This window comes from Burkholderia sp. THE68 (assembly GCF_009938265.1).
In the GTDB taxonomy this organism is placed as follows: domain Bacteria; phylum Pseudomonadota; class Gammaproteobacteria; order Burkholderiales; family Burkholderiaceae; genus Caballeronia.
The window spans coordinates 1,143,825-1,160,919 of sequence record NZ_AP022316.1; the positions used below are offsets into that span (position 1 = coordinate 1,143,825).

At 63.6% G+C, this 17,095-nt stretch carries 15 protein-coding genes and 1 tRNA gene; 4 read left to right on the forward strand and 12 right to left on the reverse strand.

The features are described 5' to 3' along the window. The first annotated feature begins 65 nt into the window (after positions 1 to 65). Positions 66 to 698 carry a helix-turn-helix transcriptional regulator gene (locus tag BTHE68_RS18840; RefSeq protein WP_162067774.1) on the forward strand — a complete coding sequence of 211 codons (633 nt, stop codon included), beginning with the start codon at positions 66 to 68 and terminating at the stop codon, positions 696 to 698. 40 nt (positions 699 to 738) lie between these two features. Here BTHE68_RS18840 and BTHE68_RS18845 read toward each other — a convergent pair whose 3' ends face one another. The 3 genes from BTHE68_RS18845 to BTHE68_RS18855 all read right to left on the reverse strand — a co-directional run bounded on the left by BTHE68_RS18845 (position 739) and on the right by BTHE68_RS18855 (position 3,957). Next, the gene (locus BTHE68_RS18845; protein ID WP_162067775.1) at positions 739 to 1,869 is read right to left on the reverse strand and encodes a DSD1 family PLP-dependent enzyme; all 1,131 of its coding nucleotides are present in this window, start codon (positions 1,867 to 1,869) and stop codon (positions 739 to 741) included. 94 nt (positions 1,870 to 1,963) lie between these two features. Beyond that, the gene (locus BTHE68_RS18850; protein ID WP_162067776.1) at positions 1,964 to 2,911 is read right to left on the reverse strand and encodes a LysR family transcriptional regulator; all 948 of its coding nucleotides are present in this window, start codon (positions 2,909 to 2,911) and stop codon (positions 1,964 to 1,966) included. A 92-nt stretch (positions 2,912 to 3,003) separates the two neighbouring features. Next, entirely contained in the window at positions 3,004 to 3,957 is a 954-nt protein-coding gene (locus BTHE68_RS18855) for an alpha/beta hydrolase family protein (protein WP_162067777.1), read from the reverse strand. Positions 3,958 to 4,059: 102 nt separating this feature from the next. Between BTHE68_RS18855 and BTHE68_RS18860 the strand changes: the two genes are divergently transcribed. Beyond that, complete coding sequence (locus tag BTHE68_RS18860; protein WP_162067778.1) at positions 4,060 to 4,311, forward strand: hypothetical protein; 252 nt, start codon at positions 4,060 to 4,062, stop codon at positions 4,309 to 4,311. Between the two features lie 76 nt (positions 4,312 to 4,387). Here the strand turns inward: BTHE68_RS18860 and BTHE68_RS18865 are convergent. The 6 genes from BTHE68_RS18865 to fdhE all read right to left on the reverse strand — a co-directional run bounded on the left by BTHE68_RS18865 (position 4,388) and on the right by fdhE (position 11,490). Further along, positions 4,388 to 4,483, reverse strand: a tRNA-Sec gene (locus BTHE68_RS18865). Between the two features lie 25 nt (positions 4,484 to 4,508). Further along, positions 4,509 to 5,132 carry a DedA family protein gene (locus BTHE68_RS18870; protein ID WP_162067779.1) on the reverse strand — a complete coding sequence of 208 codons (624 nt, stop codon included), beginning with the start codon at positions 5,130 to 5,132 and terminating at the stop codon, positions 4,509 to 4,511. A gap of 16 nt (positions 5,133 to 5,148) precedes the next feature. Beyond that, positions 5,149 to 7,143, reverse strand: a complete 1,995-nt coding sequence (locus tag BTHE68_RS18875; protein ID WP_162067780.1) for a VTT domain-containing protein — start codon at positions 7,141 to 7,143, stop codon at positions 5,149 to 5,151. A gap of 24 nt (positions 7,144 to 7,167) precedes the next feature. Further along, positions 7,168 to 9,075: a selenocysteine-specific translation elongation factor gene (selB, locus tag BTHE68_RS18880; RefSeq protein WP_162067781.1), complete on the reverse strand. Its 1,908-nt coding sequence runs from the start codon at positions 9,073 to 9,075 to the stop codon at positions 7,168 to 7,170. Then, a complete protein-coding gene (selA, locus tag BTHE68_RS18885) occupies positions 9,072 to 10,508 on the reverse strand; it encodes an L-seryl-tRNA(Sec) selenium transferase (RefSeq protein ID WP_162067782.1) in 1,437 nt (478 codons plus the stop codon). The genes selB and selA overlap by 4 nt, the downstream gene beginning before the upstream one ends. Before the next feature lie 7 nt (positions 10,509 to 10,515). Further along, positions 10,516 to 11,490, reverse strand: coding sequence for a formate dehydrogenase accessory protein FdhE (gene fdhE / locus BTHE68_RS18890; protein ID WP_162067783.1), 975 nt, complete (start codon positions 11,488 to 11,490; stop codon positions 10,516 to 10,518). Between the two features lie 203 nt (positions 11,491 to 11,693). On the opposite strand from fdhE, the gene BTHE68_RS18895 reads away from it, so the two are divergent. Continuing rightward, positions 11,694 to 11,945, forward strand: a complete 252-nt coding sequence (locus BTHE68_RS18895) for an AbrB/MazE/SpoVT family DNA-binding domain-containing protein (RefSeq protein WP_162068274.1) — start codon at positions 11,694 to 11,696, stop codon at positions 11,943 to 11,945. Further along, positions 11,939 to 12,289, forward strand: coding sequence for a type II toxin-antitoxin system ChpB family toxin (locus BTHE68_RS18900; protein WP_162067784.1), 351 nt, complete (start codon positions 11,939 to 11,941; stop codon positions 12,287 to 12,289). The genes BTHE68_RS18895 and BTHE68_RS18900 overlap by 7 nt, the downstream gene beginning before the upstream one ends. Positions 12,290 to 12,295: 6 nt before the next feature. Here BTHE68_RS18900 and BTHE68_RS18905 read toward each other — a convergent pair whose 3' ends face one another. From BTHE68_RS18905 to fdnG, 3 genes are read right to left on the reverse strand one after another with little or no spacing between them, the layout of a single operon-like run. Further along, positions 12,296 to 12,946, reverse strand: coding sequence for a formate dehydrogenase subunit gamma (locus BTHE68_RS18905; RefSeq protein WP_162067785.1), 651 nt, complete (start codon positions 12,944 to 12,946; stop codon positions 12,296 to 12,298). Beyond that, positions 12,933 to 13,877: a formate dehydrogenase subunit beta gene (gene fdxH, locus BTHE68_RS18910; protein WP_162067786.1), complete on the reverse strand. Its 945-nt coding sequence runs from the start codon at positions 13,875 to 13,877 to the stop codon at positions 12,933 to 12,935. The genes BTHE68_RS18905 and fdxH overlap by 14 nt, the downstream gene beginning before the upstream one ends. A 10-nt stretch (positions 13,878 to 13,887) precedes the next feature. After that, entirely contained in the window at positions 13,888 to 16,956 is a 3,069-nt protein-coding gene (gene fdnG / locus BTHE68_RS18915) for a formate dehydrogenase-N subunit alpha (protein ID WP_162067787.1), read from the reverse strand. Positions 16,957 to 17,095 lie beyond the last annotated feature (139 nt).

A 17,095-nucleotide genomic window follows, 5' to 3' on the forward strand; every position in this document is an offset into this window, starting at 1 on the left:
CGAGGATTTTCCGAGAACCGCCGAAAAGCTATACAATGTGGAAAAATGTAGATGAATAGTCCAGAATGCCCAAAGCAAAGCTCACAACCGAACAGCAGACAATTCTTGAACAGGTCAAGCAAATCGCGGCGGCCCTAGGCGAAACGTTGGCGCCGTTTACCGAGGTCGTTGTGCACGACCTGCGCTCTCCGAAGAACGCCATCCTGGCCATCCACAACAACTTGTCGGGCCGGCAGGTTGGCGACCCCGCGACCGAACTTGGCCTTGCTCGAATTGCGGACGACGATTATCCGCAGGTGCTCGCGAACTATCCGAACCGTTTTGCGGACGGCCGACAGGCGAAGAGCACGTCGATTGGCATCAAGGATTCAGGCGGGCATTACATTGCCGCGCTATGTCTGAATGTCGATGTGACCATGTTTCGCGGCATCACCACGATGCTTGAGCAGTTCTCCGCATTGAATACGGACGCGGTGAAAGAGTCGCTTGATCCGTCCAATGCCGAGTCACTGCGCGAGCGGATTGACAGATTTGCTGTGAATCTGGCAACAACACCGCAGGCGCTGCGCACTGACCAGCGCCGAACGCTGATGCAAACGCTGAAGGAAGAGGGATATTTAGAATTGCGACGGTCGATGGAGACCGTTGCACAGCATCTGGGCGTTTCGCGCGCCACCGTCTATAACGACGCCAAATAAGACAAATGCCGCGAAGCGCGGCATTGGTTCTGTCTTTCGTTCACCAGCCGTAAAAGCGCGGCCATGTTTCGGCGGAACCATCCTCGGACACAGCATGGTATGCGGGGTGTTGAGCGCCCGTTGCGCAGGCATGGTTCGGTACGATGCGAAGCCGAGTCCCGATGGGAAATTTCTTCGCGATGTTCGTGTCCACTGAGCCGACGCGCGACACGATGCCGTGCTCCTGATTCGCACCGCTTACGACATAATCCGCCAGCGCCTCGCCGTCCTCGCTGCTGACCAGTCCATAACCGAAGTCACGTGCCTGACGCTGAGTACCTCGGTCACGACTCATCGCCATCCATCCTGCGTCGATAATTGCCCACCCCTTATCCTCTTGGTGGCCAATCACCGTCGTCAAAACAGACAGCGCAATGTCCGATATTTCGCAAACTCCCACGTTGTGCATGACGAGGTCGAATAGCACATACACACCCGCTCTTACCTCGGTCACGCCGTCGAGATGCTCCGCGGACAGCGCAGTCGGCGTTGACCCAATACTTACGACGGGGCATGGAAGGTCCGCTGCTCGAAGCCGCTCGGCTGCGCGAACGGTCAGGCTCCGCTCTTGCTCTGCGATTTTGACCAAGGCTTCTTTGGTGTCGTACTCGTAGCTGGAGCCAGCGTGAGCAAGGACACCGCCGAGTGTCACGCCTCCATTCACGAGCGTGCGTCCAATGTCGATGAGCAATTCACCCTCGACTTGCACGCCAGAGCGATGACCGTCTACGTCGACCTCAATCCAGACTTCGAAGCGTTCGCCTTGCTTTTGCCCAAAATCGACGATTGCCTTCGCCGCTTCCAAACTGTCTGCGACAATCTTCAGGTCGCAGCCCTGCCGACGCAGGGCGAGTGCTTGCGGGAGTTTAGTGGCAACCATGCCGACCGCGTAGACGATGTCTCGGATACCCGCGTCAAAGAACTGCTCCGCTTCCTTGAGCGTAGAGACGGTGATGCCTTGTGCTCCAGCGGCAATCTGCTCCTCGACGACCTTCTTGCATTTTGTCGTCTTCACGTGTGGGCGGAACTTCACCCCCAGCCGGTCTAGTTGCGACTGCATGCGCTCGATGTTCTTGCGCAGGCGCCCCACATCAATCAACGCGGCGGGGGTGTTAAGTGTCTCCATACCCATGGCATCGTTCCTCCGTGATATTTTACTGAGGTCACTATAGCTGCGACGCGTTTCTTCGTGTTTAACGAATATCAAATTCACAATTAAACTAAATTTAATGCGCGCGCACGCGGGCGCGGGAGTTCTTGCGCCAGGGCGGGGGGCTTAGGAACGCTTTTGCGGCCTCCAGAAATACCCTTTGCCGAAGCGACCGACCGGTGCGAGACGGCAGCAGCGCGGTAACCGGTGCGGAAGGCAAGCTCCACTCTGGCAACAGCCGAACCAGCTTCCCGGCTGCCAACAAATCAGCGACGTCCCATTCGGAGCGCTCGACGATGCCGAGTCCGGCGAGGGCCCATTCTGTTATCACGGTGCCGTCGTTGCTCGAAAGCCTACCGGCAACCCGAATGACCGTCGATTTCTGAGAGTCGCCCGTGATTCCGCTCGCATGGGAGAACCGCCAACGAGTCACGTCTTCGTCGTTCTCGTGAAGGCAAATGCAATTGAAGCGAGTCAAGTCGGAAGGATGGTTCAAATCCTTGATACGGCGCGCGAATGCTGGGCTCGCGCACAGAATCCGCTCATTGGGCGCAAGCGGGCTGGCAATCCAGGATGACGGCTTGAGCGTACCGACGTGCACGACGACGTCCGCCGCAGAGGCGCTCGCTAGCGGGCTATCCGAAAGGTGCAAAACGACGTTCAATGTCGGATGCGCTCTCTGTAGGTCTCGCACTATCTGAGTGACGTACTTCCTACCAAAGCCGAATGAAGCAATCACACGAAGCGTTCCTTGAACCTCACCACGGTCGCCAGCAATCTGGGCCGGCAACGACTCCATACGCTCAAGAATTTCGATCGACGCTTGGTAAAGCCTCTGTCCTTCCTCAGTCAGAGAAACGCCTCTCGACTTTCGTACAACCAGTCGGACGTCAATACGCTCCTCCATCCTTTGCAGGCGGATGGTGACTGCTGGAGGAGTCAGATTGAGTAACTGTGCTGCCGACGCCAACGAAGTAGACGTGCCTATGGCACGAATCAGTCGGAGGTCATCCAGGTCGACCATTTTACGTTCCTTAATGCTGGATTCGACTCTCATTAAACAACATCCGGCACTCTACTTCGATAGTCAGCGAGGCGCTATCGAACCGCCCTGCTCTATCGAAGCTGCGTTTCGAGAAATCTCAACACATCCTCGTTAAATCTTGCGTGAAATTCGACACGGTCGAATCCACCCGCGTCGACGCATATGCGAGGAACACTGACAGCCTGCTTTGGTGCGCAGGGTGCGAGGAATACGAAATGAGCGGCGCCTGAGACCAAGTGGTACTCAGGCTTCTTTGGCAGCAGCTTCGAAAGCGCAGGCGTCGTCTCGGGCAACACACCATCGCCACCATACTCCGAGGCCCATAGCTGGATTGGAGCGCTGATGTCCTGTACCGTCGCGGCCGTCGGAAATGCGTCGAGAGGGTCCGCGAGTACGAACACTTTGATTCGCGGGTCACGAGTCCAGTGTTGCGGTGGCAGTTTTCCCTCTCGGATGGTTTTGCAAATGGGAAGCTCATCAGGACACGGTATATCGGCATGTTGAAAATCCGGAACACCACCGGCCAAAACAAGACCGGTATAGCCGCCTCGGGAAAAGCCGTAAAAGCCGATGTTTTGTCCGTTGATTCTTGACGCTTCGGGCGATGAATTCAACATGTAGTCGATGAGCCGCTTGATATCCATTGGGCGTTCGACAAACTCAGACGGCTCCGACGCCCTCGACATGTCCGAAGACGTGTCACCGGGGTGATTTATCGCCGCAACGATGAAACCCGCATCGGCGAGTTTTTCCGCTAGGTCATGGTGACCGAGGCGCGAACCACCGTGTCCGTGCGACACGACTACCAGAGGAAGATTCTCGCCAGCGACGGAGCAGTTCTTTGTTCCGCGCAAAAGAGTACTTCCCACCTCGATTTGTTCGGGAACGTCCGAACACGGCGTCCACACGGCTGCCTGGAGAGCGGGCCCGCTGGGGTCTGCCGGGATGGTGAAGAGCCTGATGCCGGCGCTATGGCAGGTCGAACTCAAGAGACAAAGAAAGGCAGCCGTAATCAGGGCTTTCATGAGATTCTCCCTTCATGCAGATGTAGCAGCACTCGATAATAGCGAGCACGCGGGGGGCAGCCAAGCCAGGCTGTAATGCAAATGCCAAACAAGGAACAAGTCATGACCAGCGCAGAACTGACCGAAATTCCGAGCCAGGAACTGGTCTATCTACTTGACTGGATGGTCTGGGAGATGAACCACCGAGGGCGTGAGGACGTCCTGACGTGGCGCAAAGAATTATTGGCCCGGAGTGACGCCGAAACGACAGAAGTGACGCGAGCTGTCGCTGTTTGCGACGATTACCTGGCGCCAGAGGGCTCGGAGGAAGCTCGGCTCGCCCAAACGAAGGCGTGGCCCGACCTCAAACCGTAGCGCGGGAGATACGGTGAGGCATAGTTTGCCCCGCTACTGATGAATTCCACAAGACGGAATAACGAACGAAGCCTCATGGCGGAAGGCAGCCGGAGTCGAACCGACCAGAGAGTGTCTGACACCCCCTACCGGGTTTGAAGCCCGGCCGCACCACCGGATACGGATGCCTTCCTCGGCCGTCCGATTATAGCGGCGTATCAACCGCCGCCATCTCGCTGATGCGAGCGCGGCTGCCGTCGCCGCATCAGCCGATAGATGCAGTACAGCAACGCCGCCGCCGCAAGCACGTCGACTACCGTCGCTCCATGCGATTCCAGCGCCTGCACGGCAAGCTGCAACTGCCGCTCGAAAAGCGCGCCGCCGAGCAGCCAGAACGACGCCCACGCGACGATGCCCGCCGTATCCCAGCAGAAGAACGCGAGCGCCGCGATCTGCGTCGTGCCCATCAGCGGCGGCGTGACGAGCCCGAGCCCGGGCACGAACTTCGATACCGCGACGATCGGCGCGCCGTGCCGCTCGAACAGTTCGCCCGTCGTACGCATGCCGCTATCGACCGCATACGACCGGCGTGACAGCGCCGCGACGAGCCTGCGCCCATAGATGCGTCCCGCCGAAAACCACACACTGTCGCCGAGCAGCGCGCCACACAGCGCGGCGAACAGGACGTGCGCAAACGACAGCCGCCCGCTCGCCACGGCCGAGCCCGCGAACACGAGCAGCGGCGCGGACGGCAGCGGCACGCCCAGGCGCGTGAGCAGGACATTCACGAACACGGCCGCGCCGCCCCACTGCACGATCGCCGACGGCGGAATCTGGATCAAGCTGCACCTCGACACGTCATTCGGACCTCGACTCGACCAGCATCACCGGCACGCTCCCACATCCCGTGCTCCTCGCAATTTGGATGCCGCGCCACGGCGCCGGGTCGAAAGCCATCGGATCGATGCGCCGGTCCGGCCGCAGCGTGTTGAACGGCCACGACGGGCGCCGCAGGCGTTCGTGCACGACCGAGCCGAGCCAGATCGGCGCGGGAGGCGTGTCCGCGTGCTCGCTCACGGCGTAATGCGTCGGCCAGAAGCGCAGCACGTCGCGCTCGTCGCTGCCATGCAATGAACGCGTGAACACGAGCTGCGACGGTTCGCCGTTGTTCAGGCGCGGCAGCGCGGGCAGCGCGATCGCGGGCGCATTCGGCGACACCACCGACATCACGCTTTGCAGGCTCACGTGCGACACCTCGGTCCAGCCGCGCGACATCAGTTGCGCGCGAATCTGCGCGGGCGTCGCGGCCCATTGCACGGTGATCGGCTCGCGGCGGTCGCCATCCATGCTCGACCGGTAGCATGAAAACGTGCGCCACACGGTATCGGTCCATTGAATCGGCGAGATGACGACGGTCGAAGGCGCCGCGCTGTGCGCCTCCGTTTCGTCGCTCAGTTGCAGCGCGACGCTCGCGCAGATCACGGCCAGCACCGCAACCGGCATCAAGGGGCGCGGTTTCGGCTTGGCCGGGTTGCGCCATACGGCCGTGAGCGCGATCAGGAAGACCCATGCGGCCGCGAGCGCGGCGCTGCCGAGCGCATCGGAGATCGTGAAGCGGCCGAAATAGAGGCCCGCGAGCCCGACCGCCGTCACGATCGCCGAGGTCGCCGTCGCGATGAACACGCCCGTCAGCATTCCCACGCGCCGCAGCAGCAGAAACGCAAGGAATCCGTAGATCACGACGGTGGCCGCCACATGACTGCTCGGAAAGAGGTGTTCCGTCGGCGCGAAGGAAACGAGGACCGGCTCGTGCGCCGTGAAGCGGATCGCCACGACCAGCAACTGCGAGAACACGATCGCCACGATCCAGTACGCGACCGTGCGCCAGCGCCGCTCGAGACTCATCCACACGATGACCATCGCGCCGAGCGCGAGCAGCGTCTGGGTGCTGCCGAGCGTCGCGGCGGCATCGAGGATCGAATCGGTCCAGGTCGAGCGAAACGATTGCAGCAGCCGATAGATCGACACATCCACCTGCACGATCGACGCACCGCGCGCGACATTCGCGAGCACCGAGAAAAACAGGATCGCCGAGGCGAGCAGCAGCGCCGAGATGATAACGATGAGACCGGTGGCCGGATTGCCGGGATCGAGCGCGCGCGCCACGAGCCTCGCCGGCAGACCGCGCCCCCGTTGCCCCCAGGCGAGCATGATTTCGCGCGATGCGTTGGTCCAGCGCATCGCGTGCGAGATGAGCACCCGCGCGAGATTGAACACGATCCAGCCGAGGGCGGCGACGATGATCAGAATCACGACGAGCCGGATCGACACCGCGCCCGCCAGTTCGATCGACGCGCCGAACACGACGCCCGGCAGGATATGCGTCGGCGCCCAGATGAGCGCGCTCAGGATGTTCACGACGAGAAAGCGCGCGGGCGTCATGCCGGCCACGCCCGCGACGACCGGCACGACCGCGCGCATCGGCGCGACGAAGCGCGCGAGCACGACGCTTTTCGCGCCGTGCGCGTCGAAATATTTCTTGCCGGCGACGAGCGCGCCGGGATGCGCGCGAAACGGCCACATCTGCGCGATCCTGTCCGCATAGCGCTGGCCGAACCAGAAGCTCGCGGCGTCGCCCGCGATGGCGCCCGCGATAGCGCAGACGAATACCCAGCCGAGATTCAGCGCGCCCGCGCCGACCAGCGCGCCCGCGATGAACATCGCGGTGCTGCCCGGCACGAAGGTGCCGATGAACGCAACCGATTCGAGAAACGACGCGAGCAGCACGACGGCGAGCGCCCACTCGGGGTGGCCCGACAAGAGGTGCAGCAGCTTGAAGTAGGCATGCTCCATCGTGATCGACAGGGCGCGCGACCGTCAGACCGACTCGTGCCAGCGGCTATCGGCGCGCAACAAGTGCAGGTCGCGGTGGAATCGAGTGTACCCAACGCGGTCGAAGAACTCCAAAATCTGTATCGCGCGCTTGCGGCCGAGTGCGCTGGCATCGCGGAAGGCGGCCGCACCGAGCGCGCCGCCCTGCGCTTCTGCCGCCTGCGCCACCAGTTGCGCGAGCGCGCCGATCGACGCGCGGCAGTAGAACAGATCGCGCACGACCTGATACACATCGCCGCGCCGCGAAAGCTTTTTCAGGAGCCTGCGCATCTCGTCCTCGCCAACGCCGCGCGCGTTCGCGAGATCGCGCACCCACGGCGGATCGAAGCGGCCCTGTTCGAGCGAGGCGAGCACCGCGCGAGCGAGCGCTTCTTCCTTCTCGTCGAGCGCAACCGTATGCGACGGCAGATGCAGCCACGCCCCGCTCCTCGCGATCGATCCGCCCGCCGTCGCGTCATCGACGAGCGCGCGCCACAGCGCATCCGGCGCGAGCGGCGCGGCCATGCGGCGCAGGCGCGCGGCGTCGGCGCCCGGTTCATCGGGATAGCGGGCGTGGAAGGCTTCGAGCGCATCGACGAGGCGCGCTCTCATGGCGTCCCAATGACGCGATGCAATGTAAAGCGCGTCGTCGTGCGCGGATATCGCGCGCAGGCCTTCCGGCGACATCGATCGTCCGCACAGATGTTCGATCAGCGAGCGTTGCAGGCCGTAAGGCGCCTGCGCGGAGAGCGCATCGACGCGGCCCGTGTCCAGCATCTCGACGAGCGCATCGAGCCACGCGCGGCGCTGCGGCGTGCGGCGCTTGCGCGCGGGCGCGAACGGATCGAGCACGCGCCCGCCGCCGACGGTCCGGCTCGCCTGCGCATTGCGCACGATGAAGCGATCGCCGGGCAGCGCGCACACGGGGTCGTCGAAGACGAGTTGCACGCGCGCCGTGTGACCGGCGGCAAGCGTATCCGCTTCGAGCAGCGCGACATGCGCCACGCGATGCGTCGTGCCGAGATGCACATGCAGCGGCGCCCAGTGCGCGAGCGTGAGCTGCGCGTCGTCGAGCAGCGTCAGTTCGACATCCAGTCGCGGGGACGCGTGCGCGAGCCGCGCATCGACGATCCAGTCGCCGCGCGCAAGCGCATGTTTGTCGATGCCCGCGAGATTGAGCGCGCAGCGCTCGCCCGCGCGGCCCGTCTGCGTCGCGCGATTTTGCGCGTGGATGCTGCGCACGCGCACGGGCTCGCCGCCCGTTTCGCGCGGCGCGAGCGCAAGCATGTCGCCGATGTTCACGCGGCCCGCGAACACCGTGCCCGTCGCGATCGTGCCTTGTCCCGCCAGCGTGAACACACGGTCGACCGCGAGCCGGAAGAAGCCGTCGTCGCGGCGCGTGCGCCAGTGCGCGGCGGCGGCGTGGAGATGCGCGTTCAACGCGACAACGCCCGCGTCGCCCTCCTTCGTGGCGTCGGTGTCGAACAGGGGCGCGTCGCGCAATGGGCCGTCCGCGAGCAGCGTTTCGATTTGCGCGTGCACGTCCCGCACGCGCGCGGCATCCACGCGATCGCACTTCGTCACCGCGACCGCGCCATGCGTCACGCCGAGCAGTTCGAGTATCGCGAGATGTTCGCGCGTCTGCGGCATCACGCCATCGTCGGCGGCGATCACGAGCAAGGCGAAATCGATGCCGCACGCGCCCGCCGCCATCGTGTGCACGAGCTTCTCGTGACCGGGCACGTCGATGAAACCGAGCACGCCGCCGTCGTTCAACGGCACATACGCGTAACCGAGTTCGATCGATATGCCGCGCGCCTTTTCTTCCTTCAGGCGATCGGTGTCCACGCCCGACAGCGCGCGCACGAGCGTGGTCTTGCCGTGATCGATGTGCCCCGCCGTGCCGACGATCATTCGCGTGCTTCCAGTTGCGCGACGAACGTGGCTTCGTCGGCTTCTTCGAGGCAGCGCAGATCGAGCCGCAATGCGCCGTCCGCGATGCGCCCGAGCACCGGACGCGGCAACTCGCGCAAGCGCTTCTCGATGCGGTTCAGCTGGCCGCCCGGGCGCTTGCCGCTCGCGAGGCGCACCGCGAGACCGTAGCTCGGCAGCACGTCGACGGGCAACGCGCCGCTGCCGATCTGACTGAACATCGGCTCGGCGCTGACGAGGAACGCAGCGCCGACCATGCGTTGCAACGCAGGCTCGACGCGCTCGGCGGCGAGGCGCATCGCATCGGCGGGACGCGTCAGCAGCCGCAAAGTCGTGAGGCGTTCGGCCAGCGTCTCGGGCGCGCGATAGAGACGCAGCACCGCTTCGAGCGCCGCGAGCGTCAGCTTGCCGACGCGCAGCGCGCGCTTGAGCGGATGCTTCTTGATCTTCGCGATGAGTTCGCGGCGCCCGACGATCAGCCCGGCCTGCGGTCCGCCCAGCAGCTTGTCGCCGCTGAAGGTGACGAGATCGGCGCCCGCCGCGATGGTCTCGCGCACCGTCGCCTCGCGCGGCAAACCCCATTGCGCGAGATCGACGAGCGTGCCGCTGCCGAGGTCCATCGCCAGCGCAAGGCCGCGCGCTTTTGCGAGCGGCGCGAGTTCCGCGAGCGTCACTTCCTTCGTGAAGCCGCTCACCGCGTAATTGCTGCAATGAACTTTCATCAGCAGCGCGGTCTTCGCGTTGATCGCTTCGTCGTAGTCTTTCAGGTGCGTGCGATTCGTCGTGCCGACTTCGCGCAGCTTCGCGCCCGCGCGGCTCATGATGTCGGGAATGCGAAACGCGCCGCCGATTTCGACCAGCTCGCCGCGCGACACGATCACTTCGCGGCGCGCCGCGAGCGCGGACAGCGTGAGCAGCACGGCCGCCGCGTTGTTGTTCACGACGGTGGCGGCTTCCGCACCCGTCAGCTCGCAGATCAGGCCATTGATGAGGTCGTCGCGATCGCCGCGCGCGCCGGTATCGAGATCGAATTCGAGATTCGCGGGGCGCGTCAGAATGTCGGCCACGGCCCGCACGGCTTCGTCGGGCAAGAGCGCGCGGCCGAGATTCGTGTGCAGCACGGTGCCCGTGAGATTGAAGACGCTGCGTATGTTGCTTTGCGCGCGCTTCGCGAGCCGCGCGCCGACCGCGCGCGCGAGTTGCGCATCGCTCAGGGCATCGACGGATGCGCGGCCCGCCTGCGCGTCGCCGCGCCAGGTATCGAGCGTCTGCCGCAACACGGCCAGCGTCTGCGTGCGCCCGTATCCGCCGATGACCGGCTCGAACTCCGCCGATGCCAGCACGCGTTCGACCGACGGCACCCGGGCCATCAATGCACGCAGTTCGCCGCCGTCGCTTCCTGTCACGTCGCTCATGAATCGCTCATTGGTCGTCTTGCGACTGCTCGGGCCACAGCCACGGATGAGGCGCCGCGCGGCGGTAGCCCGCTTCGCCCATCAGCAGATCGAGCGTGAGGCTCGCGAGATCGTCGGCGTAGGGCTCGAAGTCGTACGCCTTGTCCTGATAGCCGATCTTGCGATACGTGCCGCATTCGTCACACGACTCGGCCTTGAGCGGCGCGCCTTTCGCCTTCGCGGCTCTCGCTTCTTCGGGTTCGTCGCCGGTACCCATCGCGTGATAGGCGATGCCCTTGGTCGAATCGCAGTTCGAGCATTTCGCGCGCACGACATGCCATTCGGTCGCGCACAGTCCGCATTGCACGTAACGATAGCCGTCATACGCCCCGCCGACGCGCACGACGCTCGCCACCGGCACCCAGCCGCATACCGGGCACACGCCGGGCGCATCGAGCCACGGCACGTCGTTCATGTCGATGCGGCTCGCCAGATCGGTCCACACGACCTGCAGCGCGGCCGCGATGAACGGCGCGGCAGCCGGGTCGATCTCGGCGAAGCGCAGCGCGAGGATCGCATCGGCCTGGCTGTCGAGCGCGGCGGCATCGAGCGCGCGCAGGCGGGATACGAGTTGCGCGAGCGGCGGCGTCAGCGCGCCCGCGGCTTCGATGCCGTCGAGCAACATGAAGAGCACGTCGCGCCACGCGGGATCGCGCTCATCCGTGAGCGCGGGCACGATCGGCATCGAATGGCGCTGGTTCAGTTCGATCGATGCGCGCGGGGGCATCGGAGAGCCGATGTTCGCCAGGACGCGCTGCTGGGCATCGGCCAGCGTGGCCATCAGGCGCAGATAACCGGCAATGGGATTGCTCGCGTCCGCGAGTTCCAAGAGACGCGCGGCGCGCGCTGCGAACAGCGTCGCGCGTTCGGGCATGCGCAAGCGCGGAATGGCCGATGGATCGAGCGACTGGATTCTCGCGGCTTCGACGATGCGTTGGACCACGGAAGGTTTCCTCGGGAAGCGTTGCGGAACGGGCATGCACCGTTCCTATGCCATCTGGCCGACTGCGCCTGCCTAGCATATCAGCATAAAGTCAAGTCGCATGGCGCTTGCACCTGCGTATCTACAACGTGTACACATCGACTTGACTGGAAGATAAAATGGTATCTACAATGGATCTACATTTCTGGGACATCTTCTCGCTTATGAAACTCTCGATACAAAAGTGGGGCAACAGTGCCGCCGTGCGCTTGCCCGCCGCATTGCTGGATCAGGCGAAACTGGAACTCGGCGACCAGTTGAGCGTCGAGGTTCGTCCGGACGGCATCATGCTCACCCCGGCGCGACCCAGCTATGCCCTCGCCGATCTGGTCGCTCAATGCGATTTTGCAGCGCCTATGCCCGAAGACCTGGTCGCCTGGAACAACCTCAAGCCGGTGGGAGGTGAAGCATGGTAAGGCGAGCCAAATTCGAACGCGGCGACATCGTGCGCGTGAACCTGAACCCGACCGTCGGCCATGAACAGCAAGGCGAGTTCCGGCCCGCTCTCGTGCTCTCGTCGGGCGTGTTCAACGCCATGGGCGTCGCGCTCGTCGCGCCGATCACCCAAGGCGGGAACTTCGCGCGCTTCGCCGGTTTCGCGGTCCCGCTTGCCGGCGACGGCATCGAAACACAAGGCGTCGCGCTGGTGAACATGATCCGCACGCTCGATCTCGAAGCGCGGGGCGCGCGCAAGGTCGAGCGTGCGTCGGTCGCGACCACCGACGACGCCCTCGCGCGGCTGCAGGCCATCCTCGACTGAGTCCGCCTACTTCCCGATCGTTTCCCTGAACCACCTTGGATGATGCTTCCTCGCCCATCCATATGTGACCGTGCCGCGCGTCATCGCGCCGATCGAACCCTTGACCCAGAGCGCGGCGTAGATATGCACGATGATCGACACGATCAGCACGAACGCCGTCGCCGCATGCACGACCGACGCGATGCGAATCACCGTGACCGGGAAATAGAACGCGAAATAGGCACGCCAGATCACGATCCCGCTGATGAGCAGCAAGACGAGACTCGCCACCATCACGAAGAACAGCAGCTTCTGCCCCGCGTTGTACTTGCCGATTTCCGGCAGGCGGTCTTCGCGATTGGCGAGCACGTCGTTCATCTGCTTCATCCACTGGACATCGTTGCGGTCCAGATAGTTGTGATGCCAGAAACGCAGCGCGAGGATCAAAAACGAAAGGAACATCACGCAGCCGACGAACGGATGAAGAATGCGCGTCCACTGCCCGCCGCCGAAGATCGCGTAGAGCCATGACATCGACGGATGGAACATCGCGAGCCCGGACAACGCGAGCAGCACGAAGGTAATCGCCGTGATCCAGTGATTGGTCCGTTCGTTCGGCGTGTAGCGCACGATCAGACGGTGGCCCTTCACGTCACGCAGTTCGCTATCGTGTTTCATCTTCACGCTCCTGTCCGCCTTCCCGGCGACGGCGCACCTCTTCCGCTTCGCGATGCGCCTCCAGTTCGTCTTCGTCGCTGACTTCGTTCGGGCCGATGCGCGTGTAATGGAAAAAGCCCGCAAGCGCCGCTATTGCGATGCCCGCCATCGCGAGCGGCTTGGTCACGCCCTTCCAGATCGACACGAGCGGGCTGATGTGCGGGTCCTTCGCGAGTCCGTGATACAGCTCGGGCTGATCCGCATGATGCAACACGTACATGACGTGCGTGCCGCCCACGCCCGCCGGATCGTACAGACCCGCGTTCGCGAAGCCGCGCTCCTTAAGGTCCTCGACGCGCTCGGCGGCCTGCGCCTGCATGTCCACTTTGGTGCCGAACATAATCGCGCCGGTCGGGCAGGTCTTCACGCACGCCGGCTCCTGCCCGACCGCGACGCGGTCGGAGCACAGCGTGCATTTATAGGCGCGATGATCTTCCTTCGAAATCCGCGGAATGTTGAACGGACAACCGGTGATGCAATAGCCGCAGCCGATGCAGTTCTCCTCGTGAAAATCCACGATGCCGTTCGTGTACTGCACGATCGCACCCGGCGACGGACACGCCTTCAGACAGCCCGGATCCTCGCAATGCATGCAGCCGTCCTTGCGGATCAGCCATTCGAGGTCGCCCTTCGGATTCTCGTATTCGGTGAAGCGCATCACCGTCCACGAATGCTCCGTCAGGTCGCGCGGATTGTCGTAGACGCCGGTCGTGTGACCGACCTCGTCGCGCAAGTCGTTCCATTCCATGCAGGCCGTCTGACACGCCTTGCAGCCGATGCACTTCGACACGTCGATGAGCTTCGCCACCGCGCCCGTGGCCGGCTCGCGCACCTGCGTCGGCGGCGTGGTCGTCGCCGAGACACGCTTGATATCGAGCGATTGCAGAGCCATCTCGTCCCCCTTAGGCCTTCTCGACCTTCACGAGGAACGACTTGAACTCGGGTGTCTGCGAGTTGCCGTCGCCCACGGAAGGCGTGAGTGTGTTGACGAGATAGCCCGGCTGCGCGAGGCCCTTGAAGCCCCAGTGCAGCGGCAGGCCGACGGTGTGCACCTTCTTGCCCTCGATGGTCAGCGGCTTGATGCGCTTGGTGACGAGCGCCACCGCGACGATATGCCCGCGATTGCTCGACACCTTCACGCGATCGCCCGCGACGACGCCCACTTCCTTCGCATGCTCCTCGCTGATTTCCACGAACTGCTGCGGCTGGATGATCGCGTTCAGGCGCGCGTGCTTGGTCCAGTAGTGGAAGTGCTCGGTGAGGCGGTAGGTGGTCGCCGTGTCGGGGAACTTGTCGGCGGCGCCGAACGCGGCGCGATCGTCCGGGAACACGCGCGCGGCGGGATTGCTCGTCGCGGCCTTGTTGTCCCGGAAGAACGGGTTGTAGCCGAGCGGTGTTTCGAACGGTTCATAGTGCGTGGGGAACGGCCCTTCGTTCATGCCGTCGCGCGCGAAGAAACGCGCGACGCCCTCCGGGTTCATGATGAACGGGCTCATGCCTTTTTCCGGCGGCTCGTCGGCCTTGAAGTCGGGGACGTCCGGACCCGTCCAGGCGCGCCCGTTCCACGCGACGAGCTTTCTCGACGGATCGAACGGCTTGCCGTTTACATCGCACGATGCGCGGTTGTACAGCACGCGCCGGTTCGCCGGCCACGCCCACGCCCAGCCGAGCGTCTGGCCGATGCCGGTCGGGTCCGAGTTGTCGCGCCGGCCCATCTGGTTGCCCGCCTGCGTCCACGAGCCGCAGAAGATCCAGCAGCCGCTCGCGGTCGAGCCGTCGTCGCGCAACTGCGCGAAGCTCGCCAGTTGCTCGCCGCGCTTCGCGAGTACTTTGGTCTGATCGGCGGGATCGGTGACATCGGCGAGCGCGCGGCCGTTGAACTCCATCGCGATCTCTTCGGGCGTCGGGCTTTCCGGGTCCGCGTAGGGCCACGTCATCTTCAGGATCGGATCGGGATACTTGCCGCCCTTTTCCTGATACGCCTTTCGCATGCGCAGCCACAAACCCGACATGATCTCGAGATCGCTCTTCGCCTCGCCCGGCGCGGCCGCGCCCTGCCAGTGCCATTGCAGCACGCGCGACGAACTCACGAGCGAGCCGCGTTCTTCGGCGAAACAGGTGGTCGGCAGACGGAAGACTTCGGTCTGGATCTTCGATGCATCGACGTCGTTGAATTCGCCGTGGTTCTTCCAGAACTCCGATGTCTCGGTCGCGAGCGGGTCCATGATGACGAGCCACTTCAGCTTCGACAGCCCGAGCCCGATCTTCGCCTTGTTGGGCGCCGCCGCCAGCGGATTGAAGCCCTGGCAGATGTAGCCGTTCATCTTGCCCGCGGCCATCAGCTCGAAGACCTGCAGCATGTCGTAAGACTTGTCGAGCTTGGGCAACATGTCGTAGCCGAAATTGTTGTCGGCCGTCGCGTTGTCGCCCCACCACGACTTCATGAAGCTCACGTAGAACGCGCGATAGTTCTTCCAGTAGCTCAGTTGATTCGGCCGCAGCGGTTGCGCCGCGCGCTTCTTGATGTACTCCTCGTAGTCCTGCTCGCCTTCCATCGGCAAAGTCATGTAGCCGGGCAGCAGGTTCGACATCAGGCCGAGGTCGGTCAGCCCTTGAATGTTCGAATGCCCGCGCAGCGCATTCATGCCGCCGCCTGCGATGCCGATATTGCCGAGCAGCAGCTGCACCATCGCGCCCGTGCGGATCATCTGCGCGCCGACCGAGTGATGCGTCCAGCCGAGCGCGTAGAGAATCGTCGCCGCGCGATTCGGCACGGCGGTCGACGCGAGCATCTCGCAGACTTTCAGGAACTTGTCGGTCGGCGTGCCGCAGACCTTCGTCACCATTTCAGGCGTGTAGGCGGCGTAGTGCTGCTTGAGCAGGTTGTAGACGCAGCGCGGATGACTCAGCGTGAGGTCGGTTTTCACGTAACCGTCCTCGCCGCGCTCGTAGTCCCAGCTCGATTTGTCGTACTTGCGTTTCTCCGCGTCGTAGCCCGAGAACACGCCGTCCTTGAACGCGTAGTCCTCGCGCACGATGAACGACATGTCCGTGTAGTTCTTCACGTACTCATGCTGGATCTTGTCGTTCGTGAGCAGATAATTGATCACGCCGCCGAGGAACGCGATGTCCGTGCCGGTGCGTATCGGCGCGTAGAAATCCGCAACCGATGCGGTGCGCGTGAAGCGCGGATCGACGACCATGAGCCGCGCACGGCGATGCGCCTTCGCCTCCGTCACCCACTTGAAGCCGCACGGGTGCGCCTCGGCCGCGTTGCCGCCCATCACCAGAATCAGATCCGTGTTCTTGATGTCGACCCAATGGTTCGTCATCGCTCCACGGCCAAACGTCGGGGCAAGACCTGCCACCGTCGGGCCATGTCAGACACGCGCCTGATTATCGAATGCGAGCATCCCGAGACTGCGGACCGTCTTGTGCGTCAGATAGCCGACTTCGTTGCTGCCCGCCGACGCCGCGAGAAAGCCCGTGGTCAGCCATCGGTTGACCTTCTTGCCGTCCGGCGTCGCCTCGACGAAATTCGCGTCGCGGTCTTCCTTCATCAGCACGGCGATGCGGTCGAGCGCGTCTTGCCACGATATCGGCTTCCACTCGCTCGACCCGGGCGCGCGATATTCGGGAACCGTCAGACGGCTCGGGCTATGAATGAAGTCGATGAGCGAGGCGCCTTTCGGGCAGAGCGTGCCGCGATTGACCGGATGATCCGGATCGCCTTCGATATGAATGATGCTTGCCTTGGCGTTCTTGGCGTTGTCGCCGAGGCCGTACATCAGGATGCCGCACCCGACCGAGCAGTACGGGCAGGTGTTACGCGTTTCCGTGGTGCGCGACAGTTTGTACTGCCGGACTTCGGCGAGCGCGGGAGCCGGGGAGAAGCCCAATGCCGCCAGGCTCGATCCGGCGAGCGTGCTCGCGGAGACCTTGAGGAACTGTCGCCGTGACATTTGGAGCATGATTGCCCTCGGCACGTCGTAAGGTGGGTGTCTACAGTATATGGTGATCGATTACATCTGCCAGACGGATTGAACCGGTATTTGCACCGATGCGCCCGTTTGTCGCCACAAGCATCGCCGTCGCAGCAAGTCGCGCGCC